Origin of the sequence: Ahrensia sp. R2A130 (genome assembly GCF_000179775.1) — a bacterium.
Classification (GTDB): domain Bacteria; phylum Pseudomonadota; class Alphaproteobacteria; order Rhizobiales; family Rhizobiaceae; genus Pseudahrensia.
The window spans coordinates 264,277-284,412 of the sequence record NZ_AEEB01000022.1 but is presented as its reverse complement, the minus strand read 5'-3'; the positions used below and the strand labels follow the sequence as shown (position 1 = coordinate 284,412).

Here is a 20,136-nt window from a genome sequence, read left to right as displayed (position 1 = left end):
GCCGAAAGTCGAACTGTTTCAGGCCTTCGCGTCCTTTCATCCTTGGGAAAAGGTCTCTAGGGTTCCCTCGTCTTTCAGGCGCACCGTTCGAGGCGAACGGGCTTGCGCGGTCCACACAATACGGTCGTTGCGACCGGGGAGCCCTCCATGAACATTCACGAATATCAGGCCAAACAGGTTCTTGCCGGTTTTGGCGCTCCCATCGCACAGGGCGTGCCGATCATGACGGCAGCCGATGTGGATGCTGCTATAGAAGCGCTGCCCGGCCCGCTTTACGTGGTGAAATCGCAGATCCACGCCGGTGGACGCGGCAAGGGCAAATTCAAGGAACTGCCGGAAGACGCAAAGGGGGGCGTTCGCCTCGCCTTTTCGCCGGACGAAGTGCGTTCCCATGTGGCTGAAATGCTCGGCAACACGCTGGTCACGAAACAGACCGGGCCGGAAGGCAAGCAGGTCAACCGGCTCTATCTGGAAGACGGGGCCGATATCGACCGCGAACTCTATTGCTCCATCCTCGTGAACCGCGAAACCGGCAAAGTGTCCTTCGTGGCCTCCACCGAAGGCGGCATGGACATCGAAACGGTGGCCGAAGAAACACCGGAGAAAATCCACACCATCGACATCGACCATTCCGCCGGTGTGACCGATGCGAACGTTGCTTCGCTGGTTTCCGCCTTCGACCTTTCCGGCACGGCTGCTGACGAAGCGCCGACCCTTTTCCGCCAGCTCTATAAAGCCTTCACCGATACCGACATGGCGATGCTGGAAGTGAACCCGTTGATCGTGATGGAAAACGGTTCGCTGCGCGTGCTGGACGCCAAGGTCTCCTTCGACGGCAATGCAGAATTCCGCCAGGCGGACATTCAGGAATTGCGCGACCTTACCGAGGAAGACGATAAGGAAATCGAGGCTTCCAAATACGACCTCGCCTATGTGGCGCTGGACGGTGATATCGGCTGCATGGTCAACGGCGCGGGCCTTGCCATGGCGACCATGGACATCATCAAACTCTACGGCGCAGAACCTGCCAACTTCCTCGACGTGGGTGGTGGTGCCACCACTGAAAAGGTGACGGCAGCGTTCAAAATCATCACCGCCGACCCCAAGGTGAAGGGCATTCTCGTCAACATCTTCGGCGGCATCATGCGCTGCGACACGATTGCCGAAGGCGTCGTGACAGCAGTGAAAGAGGTCGGCCTGCAGGTGCCGCTCGTCGTGCGTCTCGAAGGCACGAAGGTCGAAGAAGGCAAAGCGATCCTGAACGGCAGCGACGTCGATGTGGTTGCAGCCGATGATCTAGACGATGCCGCGCAGAAGATTGTGAAGGCGGTGAAGGGTTAGTGGCAGGCGGCGAACATTTGAGCAGCCAGATGCTTGCCTTTACCGCGCTTTCAGCGCCGACATGGGCTACTGCCGGAAGTTTTCTCGTAACTGAAAACCCTCGCGGCCCCTGGATAGGCGCTGTTATAGGTTGGGCTCTGCCAGTGTTGTCTCTTGCATATTTGGCATATTGGAGAAATGACGGAATTTCCGTTCAAGATGCTTCAACACTGTTACTGGTGGCGGCGCTGTTTGCCCTTGTTTCGGCACTTTGCGGTTGGATCGGAACGCACGCTATGAACAGGATTGCCAGTCGATGAATTTTGTTCGCCAAGGCATTGGGTCAATGGTTCTTGGTGGCTTCGCCCTGCTGCTAACGGGGTGTGGCGATGCCGTAACCGTGACCGCAGAGGAGCGGTCTGCGTGCGACGAGAAAGTGAAAGAACTATTTGGCCGAGCAGGCGTTGGCGAGCAGGTTGGCTACCACGTCAGGACTACTAATGGGACGAAAACTGCACGACTGATTTACCAGCAGACAACTGATTTTCCCGGCGCTCAATGCGACCTCCTCGAGGGGAAAGTGGTCAGCGTCGTGAAATTTGAGCAAATCTTTCCGACGCCCGGAGACAAAATCTAATGCTGCCGTTCCGTTTTCTTTTAGTTGTGCTGGCTTCACTCGCTCTCGGTTTTCCGAGCGCCCACGCCCAACAGGCCAACACGACCCTCGGCCAGACCGACGAAAACCCTGACCCGGTGTTCGTCTTCAACCGCATCTGCTATTCGCAGGTGCCGAGTGTGAAGGCGATTTCGGATATGGCGTTGAAGCTGGCTTGGAAGAGTGTCGACCGCACGGAGGTCGAGCAGTTCCGGTCCTATCCCGACCCGACCACGCTGGAAGGCTGGGACGTGCAGGTTGGGGAACGGTTGTTCCGCGTGGGGCTGACGCAAGCTGCGCCGCCGCCTGAGATGGTCGAGGGGCTTTCCGGCTTCGACAAAGGCACGGCCACGTCATGCTCCATCGTGTTGGACGATCAACAGGATGCGGCGGACTTCATGCCCAACATGCAGACGCTTGCTGGCAAGGAACCCGTATCGCGCGATGTGCCGGAAGGCCTGTTGCAGACGACAACCTGGGCGGGCGGCAATGATGACATCAAGGTTTTCCTCATCGCCAAAGCGCCGCCCACCGGCAAGGGCGGGTTGCTGAACGTGACCATTTTGCAGAAGTGATGGAGACGTTCTTTGCCTTTCTGCCGCTCATCATCATCTTCGCAGCGCTGGCATGGCTGGCGCGGTGGCAGATGCGGACCTACAGCACCCACATCGCGCACGTGAACACGATCAACCAAGAAATTCTCAATTCGAACCGCGAGATGATTGCGGAACTGAAAACACTCAATCAGACCCTGAAAGACCGAGGCTAATGTCCATTCTCATCGACAAGAACACCAAGATCATCGTGCAGGGGCTGACCGGAAAAACCGGCACGTTCCACACCGAGCAGGCGCTGGCCTATCACGGCACGCAGATGGTGGCCGGTACGCATCCCAAGAAGGGCGGCACCGATTGGGAATCTGCTGACGGTGCGAAACTGCCCATCTTCACCACCGTGGCCGACGCCAAGGAAAAGACCGGCGCGAACGCCTCCGTCATTTACGTGCCGCCAGCGGGTTGCGCGGCTGCCATCGAAGAAGCGATCGATGCGGAAATTCCGCTCATCGTTGCCATCACCGAAGGTGTGCCGGTTCTCGACATGGTGCGCGTGAAGGAAAAACTCGACAAGTCGAAGTCGCGCCTCATCGGCCCGAACTGCCCCGGCGTCATGACACCGGACGAGTGCAAGATCGGCATCATGCCCGGCTCCATTTTCAAGGACGGCAATGTCGGCATCGTCTCGCGCTCCGGTACTTTGACCTATGAAGCCGTGTTCCAGACCACCAATGCTGGCCTTGGCCAAACCACCGCTGTGGGCATCGGTGGCGATCCTGTGAAGGGGACGGAATTCATCGACATGTTGGAAATGTTCCTGGCTGATGAAGAAACCAAAAGCATCATCATGATCGGCGAAATTGGCGGCTCCGCCGAAGAAGACGCCGCGCAGTTCCTGGCCGATGAAGCCAAGAAGGGCCGCATGAAGCCCACCGTCGGTTTTATCGCCGGTGTCACCGCGCCTCCAGGTCGCACCATGGGCCATGCCGGTGCTGTTGTGTCCGGCGGTAAAGGCGATGCACCGTCGAAGATCGCTGCCATGGAAGCTGCCGGTATCCGCGTGTCACCATCGCCTGCCAAACTGGGCGAAACGCTGCTGGACCTTCTTAAAGGCTAGGCGCACACTGAAATCCTGCGGCCTGCACATGCCGCGCTGAACACCACTGAGGGAAACGGGCCAAACCGCCCGCGCACATATCATGGCAAGAGAAGCCGCTAACGAAGCCTTCGCCAACTCCTCGTTCCTGTTCGGCAGCAATGCCGGATATATCGAGGAACTTTACGCCCAGTGGCAGGACGATCCTGCCGGCGTTACCGGTGAATGGCAGGAGTTTTTCTCAAGCCTTGGGGATGATGCTGCCGATGTGCTGAAGAACGCCGAAGGTGCGTCGTGGAAAAAAAGCCATTGGCCGATACATGCCAATGGCGAGTTGGTTTCCGCGCTGGACGGCCACTGGGCAGATGATGATGTGCCGTCCGACAAAAAGGTGGCCGACCGTTTGGCAGCGGCCACTGGCAAAGCCGCGTCTTCCGAAGATGTGCAGCAGCAAACGCGGGACTCCATACGCGCCATCATGATGGTGCGCGCCTACCGGATGCGCGGTCATCTGCACGCCAATCTCGACCCGCTGGGTATTGCAGGGCCGAAGGACGATCACAACGAATTGCACCCGTCCGCCTACGGTTTCACCGAGGCTGACTACGACCGCGAAATTTTCCTCGACCATGTGTTGGGGCTGGAATTCGCCACCATTCCGCAGATGCTGGAAATCCTGAAGCGCACCTATTGCTCGACGCTCGGCACCGAGTTCATGCACATCTCGAACCCCGACGAAAAGTCGTGGATTCAGCAGCGCATCGAGGGGCCGGACAAGAGCATCGAGTTCACCGAGAACGGCAAGAAGGCCATTCTCAACAAGCTGGTGGAAGCGGAAGGTTTCGAGAAATTTCTCGACGTCAAATATAAAGGCACCAAGCGTTTCGGCCTCGATGGCGGCGAAAGCCTCATCCCCGCGCTGGAGCAGATCATCAAGCGCGGCGGGCAGCTTGGCCTGCAAGACATCATTTTGGGCATGCCCCACCGTGGCCGCCTGAACGTGCTGACCAACGTGATGGGAAAGCCGCTGCGCGCGGTGTTCCACGAGTTCATGGGCGGCTCGTTCAAGCCGGAAGCTGTCGAAGGGTCCGGCGATGTGAAATACCATCTCGGTGCTTCTTCCGACCGCGAGTTCGACGGCAACAATGTTCATCTGTCGCTGACGGCGAACCCCTCGCATCTGGAAATCGTGAACCCCGTTGTGCTGGGCAAAGCGCGGGCCAAGCAGGACCAGCTTCGCCCCAAACGCGAGGACGGTACGCGCGATCGTTCCACCGTTCTGCCACTGCTGCTGCACGGCGATGCGGCATTTGCCGGTCAGGGTGTGGTTGCAGAATGCCTCGGCCTGTCGGGCCTTAAGGGTCACATCACCGGCGGTTCGATCCATGTGATCGTCAACAACCAGATCGGCTTTACGACGAACCCGCGCTTCTCGCGTTCTTCGCCTTATCCGTCAGACGTGGCGAAAATGATCGAAGCGCCGATTTTCCACGTGAACGGCGATGATCCTGAAGCCGTGACTTACGCGGCCAAGATCGCCATCGAGTTCCGCCAGAAGTTCGGCAAGCCGGTCGTCATCGATATGTTCTGCTACCGCCGTTTCGGCCACAACGAAGGCGACGAGCCATCGTTCACGCAGCCGATCATGTATCGCAAGATCAAGGATCACCGCTCGACGCTGACGCTTTACGGCGAACGGCTTCAAAAGGAAGGCGTGATCGGCGAGGGCGCCATCGACGAAATGCGTGCAGAATTCCGCGCAATGGTCGACACCGAATTTGACAATGCTGATGGCTACAAACCCAACAAGGCCGACTGGCTGGATGGTGCATGGTCCGGCATGAAGGCGGCTGAACGGACAGACGACCCGCGCCGTGGTGCTACCGGTATCACCATGGATCGCTTGCGCGATCTGGGCGCTCAAATTACGAAAATTCCCGACGAATTCGAAGCCCATAAAACGATCAAACGCTTCATGGGCAACCGCGCGAAAATGATCGATACGGGCGAAGGCATCGACTGGGCGACCGCCGAAGCTTTGGCCTTCGGTTCGCTGCAACGCGATGGCCACAAGGTTCGACTGTCCGGTCAGGATTGCGAACGCGGCACGTTCTCGCAACGTCACTCGGTGCTCTACGATCAGCGCAACGAGAACCGCTACATTCCGCTCGACAATTTGACCCCCGCGCCTGCTGACCAAGGCGGTGCAGATACTGTTGCTGGTTACGAGGTCATCAACTCGATGCTGTCTGAAGAAGCGGTGCTGGGTTATGAATACGGTTACTCGCTGGCGGAACCTTCCGCACTCGTGATCTGGGAAGCGCAGTTTGGCGACTTTGTGAACGGCGCGCAGGTGGTGATCGACCAGTTCATTTCCAGCGGCGAACGCAAGTGGCTTCGCATGTGCGGCCTCGTGATGCTTCTGCCCCACGGTTACGAAGGGCAGGGGCCGGAACATTCCTCAGCCCGTGTCGAGCGCTTCCTGCAGCAATGTGCAGAAGACAATATGCAGGTCGCCAACTGCACGACGCCTGCCAACTATTTCCATATTCTGCGTCGCCAGATGAAGCGGGAATTCCGCAAGCCGCTCATCATGTTCACGCCGAAAAGTCTGCTGCGTGCCAAACGTGCCGTCTCGAAGCTGGAAGAGTTCGGCGATGATAGCAGCTTCCACCGTTTGCTGTGGGATGATGCGGAAGCGAATCCGGATGCTGGCGAGATCAAACTGGTGGCTGACGACAAGATCCGCCGCGTCGTGATCTGCACCGGTAAGGTGTACTACGATCTTTACGAAGAGCGTGAAAAGCGCGGCATCAACGACATATATCTGCTGCGCATGGAACAGCTTTACCCGTTCCCGAAAAAGGCGCTCACCACTGAACTCGCCCGTTTCAAAGGCGCTGAAATGGTGTGGTGCCAGGAAGAGCCGCGCAATATGGGCGCTTGGGAATACGCCAATCCACGCCTTGAAAAAGTGCTTGTGGATATCGGTGCCAGCCACACCCGCCCGCGCTATACGGGCCGCAAGGGTGCTGCATCTCCAGCCACTGGCCAGATGTCATTGCACTTGAAACAGTTGGCAGAATTCCTCGAAGACGCACTCGGCTAGAGCGCTTCTCGACAAGACAAACCGGCCATCCGGCCTGACTAAAAAGACGTAAAAAGGAAGCCGAAATGGCCGACGACGAAGGTGAACTGATCGACGTGATTGCTCCAAGCGCGGGCGAATCCGTGACCGAAGCGGAAATCGGAACGTGGCACGTCAAGGTCGGCGAAGCGTTGGCCGTCGATGATCCGGTGGTTGAATTGGAAACCGACAAAGCGGCCATGGATGTGCCCGCGCTGCGGGCTGGTACGCTGGCTGAAATTCTGGCTGAAACCGGCACGATCGTCGAGCCCGGCGATGTGATCGGCCGCATTAAAATCGGCGGTACGGCTGCTGCGCCTGCTGAAGCAAAAGCTGCGCCAGCCAAAAGTGAAGCCGCGCCGGAAACCGGCGATAAGGATCAGGCTGCCAGCTACACAAAACCATCGCCAGCCGGTTCCATGGAGCCTTCCCCTTCTGCATCGAAGATGATTGCGGAAAAGGGGATCGACTCCACGAAGATAGAAGGCTCCGGCAAACGCGGTCAGGTGCTCAAGGGCGACGTTATCGACGCTATCGAAAAAGGCTCTGCCGCGGCTCCGGCAAAGACGGCTGATGTACCACGCACCAAACCGTCTGAGCAGGACGAAGTGCGCGAAGAACGTGTTCGCATGACACGCCTGCGCCAGACCATCGCGCGCCGCCTGAAAGACGCGCAGAACACCGCCGCCATGCTGACCACCTTCAACGAGGTGGACATGGGTCCGGTGATGGACCTGCGGAAGCAGTACAAGGAATTGTTCGAAAAGAAGCACGGCGTGAAACTCGGCTTCATGGGCTTCTTCGCCAAGGCTGTGTGCCACGCGCTTAAGGAAATTCCTGCGGTGAACGCTGAGATCGACGGTACCGACCTCATCTATAAGAACTATGCCCATATCGGTGTTGCTGTCGGTACCGATAAAGGCCTTGTGGTCCCTGTCGTGCGCGATGCCGACCAGATGAGCATTGCTGAAATTGAACAGGAAATCGGCAACCTTGGCCGCAAGGCGCGGGAAGGGAAACTGTCCATGGCCGACATGCAGGGCGGTACGTTCACCATTTCCAACGGTGGTGTTTACGGCTCGCTCATGTCGACGCCGATTTTGAACGCACCGCAATCCGGTATTCTCGGCATGCACAAAATCGAGAACCGCCCGGTCGTCCGCAACGGCGAAGTCACCATCGCACCGATGATGTATCTTGCCCTGTCCTACGACCACCGCGTCATCGACGGCAAAGAAGCCGTGACGTTCCTGGTGCGCGTGAAAGAAAGCCTGGAAGACCCGCAGCGTTTGGTGCTGGATCTTTAGGTCGGCACGCTAGGACGACAAGATGACCAGAACCTACCTCATCACCGGCGCGTCTCGCGGAATTGGCGCGGCTTGCGCCAAGCTCGCAGGCGCTGAAGGTGCGAATGTGGTGGTGAACTACGTCGCAAATTCCACCGCTGCAAATGACGTCGTCACGGCGGTTGAAGCTGTTGGTGGCAAGGCGATTGCCGTGCAGGGCGATATGTCGAAAGAGGCTGATATTCTGGCCGTCTTCTCCGCTTGTGATGAAGCGTTTAGCAAGCCTGATGTCGTCATCAACAACGCTGGCACCGTGGCGACCGAGGGCCGGTTGGATACGATGGATGGCGACCGCATTTCGCGCATCATCGACCTGAACACCACTGGCGCGATCATCGTCGCGCGGGAAGCGGTGAAGGCCATGTCCACCAAGCATGGCGGTAAGGGCGGCGCACTGGTGAACATTTCATCGAAGGCCGCACTGCTCGGCTCGCCCAACACCTATATCGATTATGCGTCGGCCAAGGGCGCCATCGACACGCTGACCTGGGGTCTGGCGCAGGAAGTCGCGCGCGAGGGAATTCGCGTCAACGGCATTCGGCCCGGCTTGATCGACACTGATATTCACAGCGCTGGCGGCAACCCGGATCGCGCTGCCAAGCTGGGCGATACTGTGCCTATGGGGCGTGCCGGTACTGCCGAGGAGGTGGCGAAGGCTATCCTCTGGCTGGCATCGGATGATGCGTCATATGTCACCGGCTCGACGCTGGATGTTGCAGGCGGTCGTTAACAACCACACATCAATAATACAGGTCTCGTATCGGGGCCAAAGAGGGAAATCATGTCCGACCAATATGACGTCATCATCATCGGCTCTGGCCCCGGCGGCTATGTTTGCGCGATCAAATGTGCGCAGCTGGGCATGAAAACTGCCATCATCGAGAAGTGGCCGACGCTGGGCGGCACGTGTTTGAACGTGGGCTGCATTCCGTCGAAGGCACTGCTGCACGCTTCTGAAATGTTCCACGAGGCTTCGCACGGGTTTGAAAAACTGGGCATCGGCGTCGGCACGCCCAAGCTCGATTTGAAGGCGATGATGGCGCACAAAGACGGCGTGGTGAAAGCCAATGTTGATGGCGTGTCTTACCTGATGAAGAAGAACGGCATCGACGTTCACCACGGCTTCGGTAAGCTGTCCGGCGATACGGAAGTGACCGTGACTGCAGATGATGGTGCTGAAACAAAACTGGCCGGTAAGAACATCGTGATCGCCACAGGGTCCGAAGTGGCGGGTATTCCCGGCGTCGAAGTTGAGTTCGACGAAGACACGATCGTTTCTTCCGACCACGCTATCGCGCTGCCGAAGGTGCCGAAAACCATGGTCGTCGTCGGTGGCGGCGTGATCGGATTGGAACTTGGTTCCGTCTGGGCGCGGCTGGGGGCAGAGGTTACGGTTGTCGAATACCTCGACACCATTTTGGCAGGTATGGACAAGGGCACGGCCAATGCCTTCCAGAAAATTCTGAAGAAGCAAGGGCTGAACTTCCACATGAAGTCCAAGGTCACCGGCGTTGCCAAGAAGGGCAAGAAAGGCACCGTGACATTCGAACCCGTAGCCGGTGGCGACGCGCAGACCATCGAAGCCGATGCGGTGCTTGTGGCGACAGGCCGTCGCCCGTTTGCCGATGGCGTGGGCGCGGAAGATTTCGGTATCGAGATGGAACGTGGCCGCGTGAAGACCAACGCCCAGTGGCGCACCAACAAGCCGAACATCTACGCCATTGGCGACGTGACCGAAGGTCCGATGCTGGCGCATAAGGCAGAAGACGAAGGCGTTGCGGTGGCGGAAACCATCGCCGGTCAGCACGGCCATGTGAATTACAACGTCATTCCCGGCGTCGTTTACACCATGCCGGAAGTGGCTTCGGTGGGCGCGACGGAAGAGCAGTTGAAAGCCGATGGTGCCGATTACGTGGTCGGCCAGTTCCCCTTCATGGCCAATGGCCGTGCGCGGGCGATGAATGCGACCGAGGGCTTTGTGAAGTTTCTCGCCGATGCCAAAACTGACAAGGTTCTGGGCGCTCACATCGTCGGCTTCGGCGCTGGCGATCTCATCCACGAAGTTGCGGTCTTGATGGAATTCGGCGGCTCTTCGGAAGACTTGGGCCGAACATGCCACGCGCACCCGACGTTATCTGAAGTTGTGAAAGAGGCGGCGCTCGCCACCTTCGACAAGCCGCTGCATATCTGATGATCCTGCACTGCGTGCTGCTGGACCTGCGCGATGAAGCGGGTGCTGAACTGTCGGACGCCATGCACCGCCTCACCGCACTGGTGGGCGTCATTCCCGGCATGACCGCGTTTCGCCACGGCCCCAACCGCGATTTCGAAGGCTTGTCGCAAGACTATGCCTACGGTTTCGTCGTTGAATTCGACAATGCGTCCGATCTCACCGGTTACGCAGAACACCCTGAACACAAGGCTATTGGCGAAGTGCTGGTCGGTCTGTGCGCCGGTGGCGTCGCGGGTATTCAGGTGTCCGATATCGACGTCGCTTAAAACTAAAAACCCCGCATCGCCGTCAAGCAATGCAGGGGTTTCCTGTGTCCTCACAGATGAGGCGACGTTGTTTACTCGGCTTCGAGCTCTTCCAGCGGTGCTTCGGTGGCTGCTTCAGCTTCGGTGTCGAAGGCTGGTTTTTTGTCCGGGTCGAATGTCGACATAGCGGTGACTGTTTTCTCTTCCACCTTCACCGATGCGGTTACTTCATGCTTCATCTTGGCGGATTTATAACCGCCGCAGCCCTCGGCCAGAGCCGGGGAGGCGAAGAGGGCGGTTGCGAAAAGCGCAGCGAGTGTCGTCTTCATGGCAGTCTCCTTTTCAAGCGCATCATCATGATTGCGACCAAAGGCTAACAGCGGACGGCGAAATCACCAAACCCGCCCGCTGCGTCATTTCGGAACACTCTTTTTGAACTCACGCTGTCGGGCTTCGCCCTGCGCTGCGTTGGCGCGGCGCATTAGCGCCGGTCTGTTTTTGCGTTCACGCTGTCAGCCCTTTGGACTTTCGCTCCACGGGGGCGGCGCGATTGCGCGCCGGACGGCTCTTCGCCATCTTTTGCCTGATCGTTGTGTGGCGTCAGTAACCGCAGGTGTTGTCGGCAGCGCGGCCAGCATCGCGGGTGCAGCGCAGTTTGCTGTCGCAGAACAGGCCTTCATGCTTGGAATAGGTGATGATGCCCGCGCGAACCTTGTTGCCCTTACGCTCGCAGCGCAGGACGATTTCAAGGATGAGGCCTTTGTCCGTCACCATCTCTACAAAGGCGTCGCGGTCGAGAAAGCCGGGATACAGCGTGAAGTTCGCGGCCTGTGCCGATGAGGCGGCGCTGGCGGAAAAGATGAGGGCGGCGGCAAGAAGGGTACGCATGAAACAAGCTCCGGTTGGCAAGGCGCGGTAAGCGCCGTTGTCCGAAGTGTTGCAATCATCGTGCCAGCTTTTGCGTCCCGTTTCGGGACGGTAACGCCAAACACCATTGTCATCCCCGCGAAGGCGGGGACCCACTTTTCAACAAATGACTATTTGGAAAGAGGGATGCGGTGTTGCACCGGCGATGCGACTAACAAGCTGCCGCATTTGTCGATGAGTGGGTCCCCGCCTGCGCGGGGATGACAGCGGTGGAGGTTGGAGAATTTGGTCTTACGGTCGTTCTACCGTGAACCCCTTGTCTTCCAGCAGCTTCAACACGCCCTTTTCACCGGGCAGATGCAGTGCGCCCATGGCGATAAAAGCGCCGCCTTCCGTGGCGAGCTCTGCGGATCGCTCGGCCATGCCGACGTTGCGGTTGTCCACGATGGCCACCTGAAACTGGGTGTAGGAGCTTTCCGTCGATGCCTCCACATCAGCATCCGCAAAGGCATTGGCTTGTTCCAGCTTGGTCAGCATGGTCCATATTTTTGCGATCTCACCTTCGGTGTAGAGCACCAGCATGGTCTCGAAGAGATCGTCGATCCGCTCGCCCATTTTGGCAGTGTCCACCAGCGCTTTGATCATCATGTCTTCCGGCAGCGATGACATGGCTTTCAACTGGCCTTCCAGCGACTCCAGCCCTTCGATGCGCTTGCCATCCGCCTTGGCGCGGTTACCGAGGTCCATATCGAGGAAGGGTTTACCAGCACGTTTTCGCGCGAGCTCGCAGCCGGGAAGCGCGATGGCACCCATCACGGTCCATGGTTTCAGTTTTGCAGCAACGCTCCACGGCAGGCCCGCTGCTTCGCGTAGGCGTTCCGTCACCATGGCGATGTCATCAGGCTTCATGCGGCTGTCGAGTGTCGAGCCGTCGAGATAGGCGGTGTATTGCATCATCATCATCGCCTGACCGGCCATCTTGGACGGGTCGAGGATTTCGGTGATTTCCAGCGCCAACGTTGTGGATTCTGTGAATGCGGCCTCAGCTTTTTCCGGCAGTTCCAAAAGGCGCGGGTCGGACATGTGCATGGTGCCGAAAATGTAGGACGGCTTGGCGTCGCCCTTCGTCACCTTCCAAAGCAGGCCTTTGCCGTAGGGGACTTCGGCGGCGGCCTTGTCGATCTCGTCGGCGAGTTCCGGTTGGGTGCGGGCGATCTCTTCCATCAGGTTCTGGCCGGTGCAGACGAACTCTGCGGGTGTATCGGCCTTGGGCGTTTCTTCCGCAAAAGCTGCGCCGGAAAGGGCAAGCGTGAGACTTGCTGCGAGGGTGAGTGATTTCAGCATGGTAATCGGTCCGGTTACTGGAAAGAGGTTTACGCGCGTGGGTGAGCGGCGGCCCAACTGGCCATCAGGCTTTCGGTGTCCACGGCGGTGTATTTTTGCGTGGTGGACAGGCTGGCATGGCCCAATAATTCCTGGATGGTTCGCAAGTCACCGCCATTACCCAACAGATGCGTGGCGAAGGAATGGCGAAGCGCGTGTGGCGTTGCTGTGGATGGCAGGCCGAGCGCACCGCGCATCCGCGCCATGGCCCGCTGGAATACCGCCGGTTGCACCGGCCCGCCGCGCATGCCGCGAAAGATCGGGGCGTCGGCTTCGATAACGTGCGGGCAAAGGCGCAGGTAGCTTGCGATTGCTTCGCCCACCACGGGCAGCAGAGGCACCAGCCGTGTTTTGCCGCCCTTGCCGGTGATGCGGAGTGTATCGGTGGTGACAGTGGGTGCGGCCATGTTGGTGATGCCGAGATCAAACGGCGTGAGACCCAACGCTTCGCCAAGCCGCAATCCGCAGCCGTAAAGAAGTGTCATGAGTGCCGCATCGCGGGCCGCGATCCATGGCTCTTCGTGAAGCTGCTCGCTAGTTTCCGTTAAACGCAGGGCTTGGTCAGCGCGCACCGGCTTGGGCAGAGTACGCGGCTGGCGTGGCGCGCGCATGGCTGTGATGCCCGCAGATGATGCCAAGCCTTGTCGCTCCAGATGGCGAATAAAAGATCCGATGCCCGCCAGCCCACGCGCCAAGGTGCGTGGCCCCGCACCGGTGTTACGGCGTTGGGCGAGATAGGCGCGCAGTGATATGGGGCGAAGGTCTGCAAAGTCTTTCACCTTGGCGGGGCGGCCATGATAGTCGGTCAGGAACAGGCAGAACTGTTGAAGGTCGCGGTCGTAGGCTTCCATCGTGCGCGCTGCCATGCGGCGTTCGGTTTCCATCCAGCGCAGCCAGCGCTCGCGGGCTTTCTGTTGGCAGGAGGCGGCACAGACCAGAAGGTCCGGCTGCTTTAGGGCGGTGGAATCGACGGTGTTCATGGTGCCAAACTGCTGCGTCAGTCTTGATATTTCGTGCATTTGCGTCGCTCATTTCACCACGTTGTGATCGTGATGGACGGTAAGTCGCGGCAGTTGACCGCAGGAGCGCTGCAAGCATCTCGCCAACGCCGCATTTGCTGATAGAGTGGTGGGATGATCGATGCGCCCCACATAGATGGCGACCGCAACAAGGTCGTCGATAAGAGCCGCCTCCAACGCGCCCGTCAGGCTGCGCGCTCTGCATTGGTGTGGGAGCGGCTTTGGCCGGTTTTAATGCCGTTCGCCATGGTTGTTGCGCTGTTTGTTGCGGCCTCGCTGTTCGGGCTTTGGCCGCGCGTCTCCGACACCGTCCGTTATCTGGGTCTTGCTGCTTTTGCCGCCGCTGCCGTCTGGGCATTGCTTCCCCTTCGCGGTTTGCGCGTTCTTCCAACCGCTACCGAAGTCGATGCCCGCATCGAACGTGCCTCCGCGTTTCAACACCGGCCCGTTACGGCACAGGCCGACAAGCAGGCCGATATGGGCGCAGAAGATGACACATTCACCCGCGCTTTGTGGGCGGAGCATCGTCGCCGTGCCGCATCGCAATTAGGGCCGCTGCGCTCCGGTAAGCCGGACCCGCAGGTTTCCGCGCGCGACCCCTACGCGCTGCGCGCGGTTGCTATTTTGCTGTTGTTCATGGGCGCTGCTGCAGGGTGGGGCCAGTGGGGCAACCGCATGGGCGACGCCTTCCGCAGCCACGTCGTCGTGGCGGAAGTCGATACCGGTCGCATCGATGCCTGGGTAACACCGCCTGCTTATACAAACCGTCCCCCGATCACGTTGACCCGAGGCGGTTCCAGCGACGATGGACGCCTTGCCGTTTCCGTGCCGGAAGGCAGCGAGTTGGTCATCCGTGTGTTGGGTATCGACCAGCCGAGTGTAACCGTTGGCGGTGTGTTGCTCGATGCTGACGGCGAAACCGACGCTAAAGATGCTGCCAGCACGACTTATAAAACCACCGTCGAACGCGAGGGCGCTGTCGAGCTGAAATCCGGTGAGGCGCTTGCTGCCCGCTGGCAATTCACGGTCATCGCAGATGAAAACCCGACGATTGCGTTTGAGGGCGAACCGGCCACGGCCACCCGTGGTGCGCTGGAACTGAACTACCGTGTGGGTGATGATTACGGCATCGCGTCTGCCCGTGCCATAGTCGAACAGGCATTGCCGCCGGAACAAATGACCGCCGGTCGCAAGCCGCGCCCGCTGGTGGAAGCGCCCGAAATCGCGCTCGGCCTGCCGCGTCGCAACGCCAAAGAAGGTGTTGCCAAGATTAGCAAAGACCTGACCGCACATGCCTGGGCGGGTGCCGAAATCGAACTGACATTGGAAGCCACGGATCAGGCCGGTCAGCTAGGGGTTAGCGATGCCGTTCGTATGACATTGCCGGAACGTGTCTTCATCAAACCGCTGGCTCAAGCTATCGTCTTTGAGCGTCGCCGCCTCGCGCTGGACGCCAACACATCGCGCCGTGTTGCCCGCATGTTGGGTATCATTACCGATACGCGGCCTGACATTTTCCTGCCGGATGTGGGCGTTTACACCAGCCTGCGTGTTGCGCAGAAAATGATCGCTCGCGCCCGGTTTGACGACATCGAAGAAGGCGACAAACAGCTTCGTGATGCGATGGACCTGCTGTGGGAGATCGCGCTGAAAGTAGAAGATGGTGATTTGTCTGCCGCTGAACGCCGGTTGCGGGACGCGCAGGAGCGGTTGGCCGAAGCGCTGGAAAATGGTGCGTCGGATGAAGAAATCGAACGGCTGATGGATGAGCTTCGCCAAGCCATGTCGGAATTCATGCAGCAGATGGCCGAGCAGATGCAGCGCCAGCAGCAGAACCAGCAAGCCATGCCGATGGACCCGAACACGCAGGTTATGCGCCAGCAGGATATCGAGCGCATGATGCAGCAGATCGAAGATCTGGCGAAGTCCGGCTCCAAGGATGCAGCACGGCAACTGCTGGAAGAGTTGCAACGCATGATGAACAACATGCAGACCGCGCAGCCCCAACAGCAGCAGCAACAGGGGCAGGACGAGTTCAGCGAGCAGATGAACAAGCTGTCAGACATGATGCGCCAGCAGCAGCAGTTGATGGACGAAACATTTCAGATGCAGCGCCAGCAGCAGCAACAACAGCAGGGCCAGCAAAATCAACAGCAAGGTCAGCAGCAGCAACAAGGCCAACAGCAAGGCCAGCAACAACAAGGCGAAGGCCAGCAGCCCATGACGGCTGAGGAGTTGGCCGAGGCTTTGAAGGAATTGCAAAAACGCCAAGGCGAGTTGCAGAAGCAGATGGATGAAACAATGCAGGCGCTGCGCGAGCAGGGCCTCGACCCTGGTAAGCTGGGCGAGGCCGGTGAAGCTATGGGTCAGGCTGAAGGCGAGCTTGGCCAAGGTGAAACCGGTAAGGCCACCGGCCAGCAGGGCCGGGCGCTACAAGCAATGCGCGAAGGCGCGCAGCAGATGATGCAGAACATGCAAAATCAGGCTGGCGAACAAGGCCGTCGCGGTGAACGCGGTCAGCACGGTGAACAAACACGCGGCGAGCGCGATCCGCTTGGTCGCCAAAGCCGTAGCCGCGGCCCGCAACTTGGTGATGAAACGCAGGTGCCTGACGAGATAGACGCCCAACGCGCGCGCGAAATTCTGGAAGCTATCCGCGAACGCCTCGGCGAACAGTTCCGTCCGAGCCTTGAACTGGACTATCTCGACCGGCTGTTACCGACGCGCTGAGCTTTATGATGCTGGCATAAAACTCGTGGATCAAATGGGTGCCCGAGCCCTTATGGGAAGCACAGTTGAACGCTTTTGATATCGCCTGTTTGGAAAGTGGCCTGAAAACAGCTTCACAACCGACCCGTTAGTGGAACGCTGGATTGATCTATCAGGCAGATTTCTGGCTGAGCGGCCTATCATTCATGGCCAGTTTGGGAGCGGCATTCTCGATGAGGCTAACGTTTGGCACGGTTTTGTCGAAATCAGCGAAAGCTGGCATGTCGGAGACCGGGCCGAACATTTCCCGAAGTTCTATGGGATGAACACGCCAGAACGGGTTGCGCGTCAGCACTTCATCCCAGACTTCGCGAATAGTGCAGGTGGCGATAACCAGTTCCACGTCCAACGGTTCGTAAAGTTTCGGTGGGGCCAGTGGCTTGGCGCGAAACATACGACGGTAGAATGGCGCGTGGGAGCGGCGCACAATGGACAGACATTCGTCAGCCGGGAAATGCTGACAGGCAGCCACCGGAATGCGCATCATAAGGAATGGCAGCTCCGGGCAACGGTCTGCGACTTCGAGGTCTGCCACCAGACGGGCAGGGTCGATCAGTGTCTTGCCACTGCTCAATAATCGCTTCATTTCGTTGGGGAAGAATTCGCCCCATTGGCTTTGCGGATAGGCGGAATTGATGATCGATACTTTGCAGGCTCCAACCAACACGCGATCAAGAAATAGCCCAATGGTGACTGCGTTCTGCTCGTCGGGAGAATCCATGAAATTTTCGACGAAGGCGTTGGTGTCTCCGTTATGACGACCGTAGGCGCGTTTGCGCAATTCAAGCACGGCGTTGCGGTCTTCGATGTCTTTCATCCGGCGATATTCAATCCGGTGATCCAGCGCTGCGATGCGCTGGGCCAGTGATAGCCTTACATTCCCGTCAGGTTCGACCCTCTTGATTAAGGGGGGGGAATTCGAGTCTGGATGATACATCGCTTGAAGCTCCGGATAACAGTTCGCCCTTGCGACCACGACTGTGCTTCCGTCGTGATCAACTGACCGGGTTTCCCCGATAAGGAATTATTAACTGTGTCTGAGCGGCGGTAAAGGCTGTGGCGGGTTATCCTTAAAATTTACTTAAAATGAGGTTAACAGGCCGCAGTCAGGCTGCGATAAGCTTGCTGTTGCTCTTCGCTGTTCTCATCATCCGCATCATTTCTGCACGGTCTGCGGATCCGGATACAAGTTGGCGCGCAACAGCTGATGCATCTTGTGGTCTTGAGAAATGGTAGCCTTGAATTTCATCGACCGGCGCTTTCGCCAACAGTAGAGCCAGCTGTTCGTCCGTTTCGATACCTTCAACCACGACCTTGAGGCCGAGTTTTTGCGACAGTGACGTGACTGCTTGAACCATGGATACCGACCGTTCGTCCGTCTGAAGATTGACCACAAAGGAGCGGTCGATCTTCACTTTGTCCAACGGCAGTTGGTTCATGTAGCTGAGGCTGGAATAGCCCGTGCCAAAATCATCAAGTGAGATGCGGACGCCTCGGTCTTTAAGCGACTGCAGCACGGAGATGGTCGCTTCGACATCATTGAGCATCAGGCTTTCGGTGATCTCCAGCTCTAGCCGGTCGGCTGCGAGGCCGGACTTGATCAGTGCCTCATCTACAACCCTTAGCAGTTTGCCGTTGTGGAATTGTAGCGGTGATAGATTGACCGCAACACGAATGTTGTCCGGCCACGTTGCGCAAATTTTGCAGCTTTCATGAATGATGAAATCGCCGATTGAGCTAATCAGCCCCATCTCTTCTGCAACCGGGATGAAGATGCCAGGTGGCACCAGATCGCCATTGGCACGGCGCCAACGCAACAGGGCTTCGCAAGTGGTCACTTGCCCGGTGACTGTGGAAACAAGGGGTTGGAAAAAGGGCTCAAGCTCGCCGTTATCAAGTGCAGAGCGCAGGTCTTCTTGAAGCTTGTGTTGCTGCTCCATATCCTGACGCATCTGTTGGTTGAAAATCTGCCAATTGCTGCTTGCGCTGCGTCGTGCAACTGCCATGGCAACCGCAGCCTCTGTCAGCAAAGCGTCGCAATAGCTGGGCTTGCGGTGATTTTCCTCATCCGACACCGCGATGCCGATCGATGTGCCTACATCAAGTTTTTGCTTTGTAGGGCCAACTATCCAGGGCATGTCCGTCGCTTCGCTCACCAGATCTGCGACGTGGCGAGCAAGGTCGGCGCACCGCGGAGCGCGCAAAACGACGACGAATTCGTCTCCACCAAAACGGGCGCAATTGCCTCGTGGCCCCACGATTTGTTCCAGTTTTTCTGCAAAGGCGCAGACCAGATCGTCGCCAATGCGCATGCCGTGCAAATCGTTCAATTCCTTGAAGCGGTCGATGTTGAACACCATCACCGCAACCTGCTGGCCGGCAATTGCATGGTTTAGTTCTGCTGTAATATGATTTGGCACCTCGTTGCGGTTCATCAGGCCGGTGAGGGTATCAAAGCGCTTCATGTAATCGATCTGGCGGGCAGCGCGCACCTCATCAGTTACATCGTCCATGGTGATGACGATGCCGCCATTTTCCAAGCGAACGGATTTGAAGCGAACAGTGCAGGTGCCCTTGCGTTCCAGCGTGAAGGTGGCTGAGAAACTGGATCGTTCACCGGACGCCATCCACTGGTCGTAACGGTCGAATGTTTCTCGGTCGAGATTGAAGGCACTCTGAAAGCGCAGAGCAAGTTCCGGCAGCGGCTTGCCCAGCAGGTCGTCCTGAGACATGCCCACGAAGCGCGCGATTTGTTCGTTCACCACCTGCGTGGTTCCATCGGCATCGAACATGCACATGCCCTGCGGGATATTTTCCAATGCTGTATGGATGCGGCTGGCAAGGGCTTGCGCTGTTTGGCGCTGGATGACGTTTTCCAACAAATTGCCGCGCTGGCGCTGTGCCAGAAGCATTACGCTTATGAGATATGGTGTTAGGAGTATGGCCAGCCAAGCATACATGCCTCCAATCCATACCAAGCAGGCAATCAGCGGCACACTTGCCGCAATGGCCTGTCCATTCACCAAGCGCTTAATCGGAAATGCTCGCCCGCTCACGCCTATAAGGTTGGCGAATGTCACAGTGAATGCGGTGAACAGGGCGAATTGATTGCCGGTATATGTTGCCACTGCGCACCATGCACCGAACATCAAAGCGTAAAATGTGGCCAGAAGCGTGTGATGAAGTTCCCAGCGCCTATAGGCCCAGGTGTTGCGACCAAGCTTTTCCTGGGCCGCTTCAAAGCGTTTGCCCATGATGTAGCGGCCCAAGCCTATGACGAACATCATGGCGGCCACGGCATAAAGTGCCGGAGATTTAGCGGCGTAAGCGGTCAGCATAACAGCAAGCGCTGTTGCCGGTACTCCGACCATGTTCAACCGATAGTCCTGAAAAACAGCGCGCACAAATGTGCGGTAAATCGCTTGTTTATCAATCCTTTCGGTTCTGACCCCTTGCTGCATATGGATAGTCCCGCGCCCTGGCTACACCCAATTTCACCGACCCCTTTTGGGCAGGCTTGTT

General features: G+C 58.2%; 17 protein-coding genes. 11 read left to right on the top strand and 6 right to left on the bottom strand.

The annotated features are described in order from the left end of the window. Positions 1–147 precede the first annotated feature (147 nt). The 10 genes from sucC to R2A130_RS14675 all read left to right on the top strand — a co-directional run bounded on the left by sucC (position 148) and on the right by R2A130_RS14675 (position 10,597). Entirely contained in the window at positions 148–1,341 is a 1,194-nt protein-coding gene (gene sucC / locus R2A130_RS14720; RefSeq protein ID WP_009758597.1) for an ADP-forming succinate--CoA ligase subunit beta, read from the top strand. Positions 1,342–1,636: 295 nt separating this feature from the next. Next, a complete protein-coding gene (locus tag R2A130_RS14715; RefSeq protein ID WP_040306107.1) occupies positions 1,637–1,957 on the top strand; it encodes a hypothetical protein in 321 nt (106 codons plus the stop codon). Next, positions 1,957–2,550 (top strand): hypothetical protein, encoded by a 594-nt coding sequence (locus tag R2A130_RS14710; protein WP_009758594.1) that lies wholly within the window; start codon positions 1,957–1,959, stop codon positions 2,548–2,550. The genes R2A130_RS14715 and R2A130_RS14710 overlap by 1 nt, the downstream gene beginning before the upstream one ends. Then, positions 2,550–2,744: a hypothetical protein gene (locus R2A130_RS14705; RefSeq protein WP_009758593.1), complete on the top strand. Its 195-nt coding sequence runs from the start codon at positions 2,550–2,552 to the stop codon at positions 2,742–2,744. Before R2A130_RS14710 ends, R2A130_RS14705 begins: the two co-directional genes overlap by 1 nt. Then, positions 2,744–3,646, top strand: coding sequence for a succinate--CoA ligase subunit alpha (sucD, locus tag R2A130_RS14700; RefSeq protein ID WP_009758592.1), 903 nt, complete (start codon positions 2,744–2,746; stop codon positions 3,644–3,646). The genes R2A130_RS14705 and sucD overlap by 1 nt, the downstream gene beginning before the upstream one ends. Positions 3,647–3,728: 82 nt before the next feature. After that, positions 3,729–6,734: a 2-oxoglutarate dehydrogenase E1 component gene (locus R2A130_RS14695; protein ID WP_009758591.1), complete on the top strand. Its 3,006-nt coding sequence runs from the start codon at positions 3,729–3,731 to the stop codon at positions 6,732–6,734. 65 nt (positions 6,735–6,799) lie between these two features. Next, the gene (gene odhB, locus R2A130_RS14690; protein WP_009758590.1) at positions 6,800–8,059 is read left to right on the top strand and encodes a 2-oxoglutarate dehydrogenase complex dihydrolipoyllysine-residue succinyltransferase; all 1,260 of its coding nucleotides are present in this window, start codon (positions 6,800–6,802) and stop codon (positions 8,057–8,059) included. A gap of 22 nt (positions 8,060–8,081) precedes the next feature. Further along, complete coding sequence (locus R2A130_RS14685; RefSeq protein WP_009758589.1) at positions 8,082–8,828, top strand: SDR family oxidoreductase; 747 nt, start codon at positions 8,082–8,084, stop codon at positions 8,826–8,828. A 51-nt stretch (positions 8,829–8,879) separates the two neighbouring features. After that, entirely contained in the window at positions 8,880–10,289 is a 1,410-nt protein-coding gene (gene lpdA, locus R2A130_RS14680; protein WP_009758588.1) for a dihydrolipoyl dehydrogenase, read from the top strand. Next, a complete protein-coding gene (locus tag R2A130_RS14675; protein WP_009758587.1) occupies positions 10,289–10,597 on the top strand; it encodes a Dabb family protein in 309 nt (102 codons plus the stop codon). Before lpdA ends, R2A130_RS14675 begins: the two co-directional genes overlap by 1 nt. Before the next feature lie 71 nt (positions 10,598–10,668). Here the strand turns inward: R2A130_RS14675 and R2A130_RS14670 are convergent, their stop codons facing one another. The 4 genes from R2A130_RS14670 to R2A130_RS14655 form a co-directional block, all read right to left on the bottom strand. Further along, the gene (locus tag R2A130_RS14670) at positions 10,669–10,905 is read right to left on the bottom strand and encodes a hypothetical protein (RefSeq protein WP_009758586.1); all 237 of its coding nucleotides are present in this window, start codon (positions 10,903–10,905) and stop codon (positions 10,669–10,671) included. 271 nt (positions 10,906–11,176) lie between these two features. Continuing rightward, positions 11,177–11,464, bottom strand: coding sequence for a hypothetical protein (locus tag R2A130_RS14665; RefSeq protein WP_009758585.1), 288 nt, complete (start codon positions 11,462–11,464; stop codon positions 11,177–11,179). 270 nt (positions 11,465–11,734) lie between these two features. Next, a complete protein-coding gene (locus R2A130_RS14660; RefSeq protein WP_009758584.1) occupies positions 11,735–12,787 on the bottom strand; it encodes a TraB/GumN family protein in 1,053 nt (350 codons plus the stop codon). 29 nt (positions 12,788–12,816) lie between these two features. Beyond that, positions 12,817–13,806, bottom strand: coding sequence for a tyrosine recombinase XerC (locus R2A130_RS14655; RefSeq protein WP_156798547.1), 990 nt, complete (start codon positions 13,804–13,806; stop codon positions 12,817–12,819). Positions 13,807–13,959: 153 nt separating this feature from the next. Between R2A130_RS14655 and R2A130_RS14650 the strand changes: the two genes are divergently transcribed. Beyond that, positions 13,960–16,575 carry a TIGR02302 family protein gene (locus R2A130_RS14650; protein WP_009758582.1) on the top strand — a complete coding sequence of 872 codons (2,616 nt, stop codon included), beginning with the start codon at positions 13,960–13,962 and terminating at the stop codon, positions 16,573–16,575. Between the two features lie 151 nt (positions 16,576–16,726). On the opposite strand, the gene R2A130_RS17775 is transcribed toward R2A130_RS14650, so the two are convergent. Continuing rightward, the gene (locus R2A130_RS17775) at positions 16,727–17,431 is read right to left on the bottom strand and encodes a hypothetical protein (protein WP_009758581.1); all 705 of its coding nucleotides are present in this window, start codon (positions 17,429–17,431) and stop codon (positions 16,727–16,729) included. Between the two features lie 289 nt (positions 17,432–17,720). Then, a complete protein-coding gene (locus R2A130_RS14640; RefSeq protein ID WP_247869281.1) occupies positions 17,721–19,985 on the bottom strand; it encodes a bifunctional diguanylate cyclase/phosphodiesterase in 2,265 nt (754 codons plus the stop codon). Between the last annotated feature and the right edge of the window lie 151 nt (positions 19,986–20,136).